The following is a 6000-nucleotide window of genomic DNA, read 5'->3' on the forward strand; positions in this document are numbered from 1 at the left end:
CCATTACTATTGGTCCAACCGTCGCTGCCGGGACATCTTGCGCGGCGACCCCCCTACCAGGAGTAAGGCCTGATCATGGCTGTGCCAAAGCGGCGGATGTCGCGCTCGAACACCCGTAGCCGACGCGCGCAATGGAAGGCTGAGAAGCCCGAATTGGTCGGCGTGACGGTTGCCGGACGGCAGCACAAGGTGCCGCGGCGTCTGTTGAAGGCGGCGCGCCTCGGTCTGATTGACCTCGACCGCCGCTAACTTCTTTGCCGTGAGCATTATCTCCGGCAAAACCGACCGCATTTTGCGGGCCACCTTATTCGGCGACCTCTCAGCGCGTTCTCAGGCAATTAGATAAAACTGGTACCCGTGCGAATTCTTGTCGTTGACGACGACCGTGCCGTGCGTGAGTCACTGCGTCGGTCACTTTCCTTCAATGGTTACTCGGTTGCCCTGGCCGAAGACGGCGTCGAGGCCTTGGAGATGATCAGCGCCGACCGTCCCGACGGGGTCGTACTCGATGTGATGATGCCCCGGCTGGACGGCCTCGAGGTGTGCCGGCAGCTGCGCAGCACCGGGGATGACCTTCCGATCCTGGTGCTGACGGCCCGCGACACCATTTCCGAGCGGGTCGCCGGCCTGGACGCCGGCGCCGACGACTACCTGCCCAAGCCGTTCGCGCTCGAAGAGCTCTTGGCGCGGATGCGGGCGCTGCTGCGCCGAACGAGAATCGAAGACGCCTCCGAATCCGTGGCGATGACGTTCGCCGACCTCACCCTGGATTCGGTGACTCGTGAAGTCACTCGGGGGAACCGTCAGATCAGCCTGACCCGCACTGAATTCGCTTTGCTGGAGATGTTGATCGCCAATCCGCGACGGGTATTGACGCGCAGCCGCATTCTCGAAGAGGTGTGGGGTTTCGATTTCCCCACCTCGGGTAATGCGCTCGAAGTGTATGTCGGTTACCTGCGTCGCAAGACCGAGGCGAACGGCGAGCCGCGTCTCATCCACACCGTTCGTGGTGTGGGTTACGTGCTTCGCGAAACCCCTCCCTGATGCCGCTGAAGAGACTGTTCCGTCGGCGTAGCAGGATTCCGCTGCGGGCCAGCACGTCCCTGTCACTGCGCTGGCGGGTGATGCTGCTGGCGATGTCGATGGTGGCGATGGTGGTCATCCTGATGGCCGTTGCGGTGTACGCGGTGATTTCCGCCGCGCTGTACAAGGACATCGACAATCAGCTGCAAAGCAGGGCGCAGCTGCTGATCGCCAGCGGATCGCTGGCCGCCGATCCAGCGAAAGCCATTGAGGGAACGGCGTATTCGGACGTCAACGCAATGCTGGTGACTCCTGGCCGGTCGATCTTCACCGCCAATCAGGAGGGCCAGACGTTGCCGGTCGGGCAGCAGGAGAAGGCCGTGATCCGCGGCGACCTGTTCATGTCCCGGCGCACGGCCGCCAACCAGCGGGTGCTGGCCGTGCACCTACCGAACGGCAGTTCGCTGCTGATCTCCAAGAGCCTCGCGCCCACCGACGCGGTGATGACGAAGCTGCGCTGGGTGCTGGTCATCGTCGGTGGGGTCGGCATGGCGGTGGCCGCGGTGGCCGGTGGGATGGTGACCCAGGCCGGACTGCGACCGGTGGGCCGACTGACCGGCGCGGCCGAAAGGGTGGCGCGCACCGACGACCTTCGGCCGATACCGGTCTACGGTAGTGACGAATTGGCAAGGCTCACTGAGGCTTTCAACATGATGCTGCGGGCGCTTGCCGAATCGCGAGAACGCCAGACGCGGCTGGTCGCCGATGCCGGCCACGAGCTGCGGACCCCGCTGACCTCGCTGCGCACCAACATCGAACTGCTGATGGCGTCCAGCGCCCCGGGCGCGCCGCCGATCCCCGAGCAGGAAATGGCTGACCTGCGGACCGACGTGATCGCCCAGATCGAGGAATTGTCCACTCTGGTAGGCGATTTGGTGGACCTAACCCGCGGTGACGCCGCCGAAGTGGTACACGAGCCGGTCGACATGACCGAGGTCATCGAGCGATCGCTGGAGCGAGTTCGGCGGCGCCGCAACGATGTTGAGTTCGACGTCGAGGTCACGCCCTGGGAGGTCTACGGCGACTCGGCGGGCCTGTCGCGCGCCGTGCTGAACCTGATGGACAACGCGGCCAAGTGGAGCCCGTCCGGCGCACACGTCGGCGTCCGGCTCCGGCAGTTGAATGCCGCGCATGCCGAGCTGGTGGTGTCCGACCACGGACCGGGTATTCCGGCACACGAGCGCGAACTGGTCTTCGAACGGTTCTACCGATCGACCACGTCGCGCTCCATGCCCGGCTCGGGGCTCGGCCTGGCGATCGTCAAGCAGGTGGTGCTCAAGCACGGGGGTGCGCTGCATGTCGAAGAGACCGTTCCGGGCGGCCAGCCCCCGGGGACCTCGATCTACGTGCTGCTTCCCGGCCAGCCGCTACCGGTCGCGGAGTACCCGTCCGAGGGCGATGGCGCGCCGAATGTCGACGAGCCGCCAATTCCAGGGAACTCTGCAGGGCCGGCGAACGTTGTCTCAGTCGAATCTCAGACCACGCAGGCAAGGTAGTAAGCCGGTTACTGTTTGGGTCTGTAACCACGGCAAAAGAAAGAGCGACCAGCGACATGACGAATCACCCGAGGTATTCGCCACAGCCGCAGCAGCACGGATACCGTCCGGGCGCCGATCAGCGCGGGGCCGCAAGCCATTCCGGCTATGGGCAGCAGCAAACCTACGGCCAGGGTTATGACTGGCGTCCCGGCCAGCAGCCGCCCGCCCAGCAGCACCGGCAGCCGTTCGGTCCGTTCGCCGGGCAGGCCGGGCACCCGGTGGGCGGCCCGCCGCCGCAGCACCTGCCGATGCCGCGAAAGCGTTCCCGCGCAGGCGCATTGACTGTCGGTGCGGTGGCCGTCGCGGTCGTGTCGGCCGGAATCGGAGGCGCGGCCGCATCGGTGGTCGCCCACCACGGAACGCTGTCCTCGGTCGCCGACGGCGCGATGCCGGGCGGCGCGACTCCCGGTATGCCGGCGTCGAACGCCCCGCTCGGCAGCGTCGAGCAGGTGGCCGCCAAGGTGGTGCCCAGCGTCGTCATGCTCGAGACCAACATCGGCCGGGCCTCCGAAGAGGGCTCGGGCATCATCCTGTCCTCCGACGGCCTGATCCTGACCAACAACCACGTCGTAGCCACGGCGGCCGGCAAGGCACCCGGGCCGCATGCGCGCCCGAACCCCGAGCACCAGGGCCCCGACGACGACCCGGGTGCGCCGGCGGCGCCGGATCCCGATCAGGGTCCGCCGCCTCCGGGTAACGGCAAGCCGAAGACCACGGTGACGTTCTCCGACGGGCGTACCGCGGAGTTCACCGTCGTCGGCACCGACCCCACGACCGACATCGCCGTGGTTCGCGTGCAGGGCATGTCAGGCCTGACCCCGATCAGCCTCGGCTCGTCGGCCAACCTGCACGTCGGGCAGCCGGTGATGGCGGTCGGTTCCCCGCTGGGCCTGTCGGGCACGGTGACCACCGGCATCGTCAGCGCCCTCAATCGGCCGGTCTCCACGACCGGTGAGACGGGCAACCAGAACACCGTGCTGGACGCGATCCAGACCGACGCCGCGATCAACCCCGGTAACTCCGGTGGCGCGCTGGTCAACATGAGCGGTCAACTGGTCGGCGTCAACTCCGCGATCGCCACCCTCGGTGGTGACTCTCCGGATGCGCAGAGCGGCTCGATCGGCCTCGGCTTCGCGATTCCCGTCGACCAGGCCAAGCGCATCGCCGACGAGCTGATCAGCTCCGGTACCGCGTCGCACGCCTCGCTGGGGGTCCAGGTCACCAACGACAAGGAGACGCCCGGGGCCAAGGTCGTCGAGGTGGTGCCCAACGGCGCGGCCGCGGCAGCAGGTCTGCCCGGCGGAGTCGTCGTCACCAAGGTCGACGACCGGACAGTCAACAGCGCTGACGCGTTGGTCGCCGCAGTGCGCTCGAAGGCGCCTGGCGACAAAGTGATGCTGACCATCAAGGACCCCTCTGGCGAGACCAAGAAGGTCCAGGTCACGTTGGGCAAGGCCCAGCAGTGACCAGAGTGGCCGCGCTGCGGTCGGACGCCAGATATACGGTTGCAACCATGGAACAGGGCGCGGACTTGGTCGGCAGGGCACTCGTCGTTGTGGTGGACGATCACGGCGACGAGGACCACAGTGGGCCGTTGGTCACCGAGCTTCTCACCGAGGCCGGATTCGTCGTCGACGGCGTGGTAGCCGTCGCCGCCGATGAGGTGGAGATCCGCAACGCGCTCAACACGGCGGTGATCGGCGGAGTCGACCTGGTGGTCTCGGTCGGCGGCACCGGGGTGACCCCACGCGACGTGACGCCCGAGGCGACGGTCGACATCCTCGACCGCGAGGTGCTCGGGATCGCCGAAGCGATCCGCGCGTCGGGCCTGTCGGCGGGCATCATCGAGGCGGGGCTGTCCCGCGGTCTGGCGGGCATCTCCGGCAGCACCCTGGTGGTCAACCTCGCCGGTTCGCGGTATGCGGTGCGTGACGGCATGGCGACGCTGAATCCCTTGGCAGCGCAGATCATTGGTCAGCTCTCCAGCCTGGAGATCTGACGTTGACCGGCCCCGCCGGTGACGACCGCGAGTGGCAATCGTCGGCCGACGAGCGTGATCCGGATGCCAGTCGGGATGCCGAAGAACGTGAGCAATGGCTGCGCGACAACGTGCCGCCACACCACGGCTGACAGCAAACCCGGTTCGGGCCGCCGAGGTCACGGCATGAACACCCTTGCATGACTAATTCGCCGCAAATGGCGCGAATGTCAATGGGCAGTCTTACCGTCAATTCGGGGTGATCTTGTGCTGCCCCGTTTCGTTCCTGCTCACGGGAGGTTGGCTCGGGTGTTAAAGGGTTTCAAGAATTTCGTCATGCGCGAGGATGTCATTACCGTCGCCGTCGGTTTGGTTGTGGCTCTGGCCTTTTCGAATTTGGTCAAGGCGTTCACCGAAACTGTCATCAATCCGCTGGTGGCTGCGGCCCAACCTCATACCGCTCTGGGGCTGGGCTATCAGCTCGGCGACGCCGGCAATAAGGCGACCTTCATCAACCTCGGCGATTTCATCGGCGCCATCATCTACTTCCTGGTCTTCATGTCCACCGTGTACTTCGCAATTGTGGTGCCCTACCGGCACATTCAGAAGCGCCGTGGTGTCGAGGTATTCGGCGAGTCGCCCGCGACCAAAGCGTGTTCGGAATGCTGTTCCGACATTCCCGAGGCCGCGCACAAGTGCAAGTTCTGCGCCAGCACGCAAGCGGCCGCCTGAGGCTGCCTAGTGCAGCGTGAGGGTCACGGTCGCCACCAAAGCCGCGCCGGCCACCGCATCGGCGGAGGCGGGCGGCAGGGCGACCAGCACCACCCGATCACCGGTTGCGCTCTGAGCCCTTCCCTTCGGCGACACCGAGACCACGATCGCGTCGGTGGCGACCACGCGCGGGGTGGCCTGCGCGCTGCCTTCGGTGGCGGCCACCACGTCGACGACGTCGCCTGGGCGCACCAGGTCGATCAGCGCGCTGTCGGCCGGATGCACCGGTACGATCCGGGCGTCCGGCCCCGCCGCCGACTCGGCGAGACGGCGGCCCAAAAGTCGCACGTCGGTGAGTACCTCACCGCGGCGCGCGGGCCCGGCCAGCGTAGCGCCGACGACCGAGCTCACGTCTGACTGCGCTCCGTCGGGAATCGTTGGCACTAAACGTGTTTCGAGGTGAACGTCGTTGCCGGTCAACGCCGCGCCCGGGCTCAGGTCGCGTGCGGCCACCACCACCTGCGCGCGGCCGTCGGTGGGATCGGGCCGCAGCGCCGCGACCCCGGCGAGCAAAACCAGTCCGCCGGCCGCGATACGACGGGCCTGCACGGTGCGCGACCTGAGCCCGGGCGCGGCGTTGACCGGCAACGACGTTCACCTCGAAACACGTTTAGTGCCAACGATTCCCGA

The 6000-nt window shown here is 66.8% G+C and carries 8 protein-coding genes; 7 read left to right on the top strand and 1 reads right to left on the bottom strand.

Translation table 11 applies throughout. The features are described from left to right. Positions 1–75: 75 nt before the first annotated feature. From rpmF to A5658_RS05160, 7 genes are all read left to right on the top strand, one after another. On the top strand, positions 76–249 hold the full coding sequence (gene rpmF, locus A5658_RS05135; RefSeq protein ID WP_067331883.1) for a 50S ribosomal protein L32: 174 nt from the start codon (positions 76–78) through the stop codon (positions 247–249). A gap of 108 nt (positions 250–357) precedes the next feature. Beyond that, on the top strand, positions 358–1044 hold the full coding sequence (locus A5658_RS05140; protein WP_067331885.1) for a response regulator transcription factor: 687 nt from the start codon (positions 358–360) through the stop codon (positions 1042–1044). Further along, complete coding sequence (locus tag A5658_RS05145; RefSeq protein WP_067331887.1) at positions 1044–2579, top strand: HAMP domain-containing sensor histidine kinase; 1536 nt, start codon at positions 1044–1046, stop codon at positions 2577–2579. The genes A5658_RS05140 and A5658_RS05145 overlap by 1 nt, the downstream gene beginning before the upstream one ends. Before the next feature lie 56 nt (positions 2580–2635). Beyond that, positions 2636–4087 (top strand): S1C family serine protease, encoded by a 1452-nt coding sequence (locus A5658_RS05150; RefSeq protein WP_067331890.1) that lies wholly within the window; start codon positions 2636–2638, stop codon positions 4085–4087. Positions 4088–4134: 47 nt separating this feature from the next. Next, on the top strand, positions 4135–4620 hold the full coding sequence (locus tag A5658_RS05155) for a molybdenum cofactor biosynthesis protein B (protein WP_067331892.1): 486 nt from the start codon (positions 4135–4137) through the stop codon (positions 4618–4620). Positions 4621–4622: 2 nt separating this feature from the next. After that, positions 4623–4751: a hypothetical protein gene (locus A5658_RS29060; protein WP_255361316.1), complete on the top strand. Its 129-nt coding sequence runs from the start codon at positions 4623–4625 to the stop codon at positions 4749–4751. A 157-nt stretch (positions 4752–4908) separates the two neighbouring features. After that, a complete protein-coding gene (locus A5658_RS05160) occupies positions 4909–5331 on the top strand; it encodes an MscL family protein (RefSeq protein WP_067331894.1) in 423 nt (140 codons plus the stop codon). A gap of 6 nt (positions 5332–5337) precedes the next feature. Here the strand turns inward: A5658_RS05160 and A5658_RS05165 are convergent, their stop codons facing one another. Then, complete coding sequence (locus A5658_RS05165) at positions 5338–5958, bottom strand: SAF domain-containing protein (RefSeq protein WP_067331896.1); 621 nt, start codon at positions 5956–5958, stop codon at positions 5338–5340. Positions 5959–6000 lie beyond the last annotated feature (42 nt).

Source organism: Mycobacterium sp. 1245111.1, assembly GCF_001673405.1.
In the GTDB taxonomy this organism is placed as follows: domain Bacteria; phylum Actinomycetota; class Actinomycetes; order Mycobacteriales; family Mycobacteriaceae; genus Mycobacterium.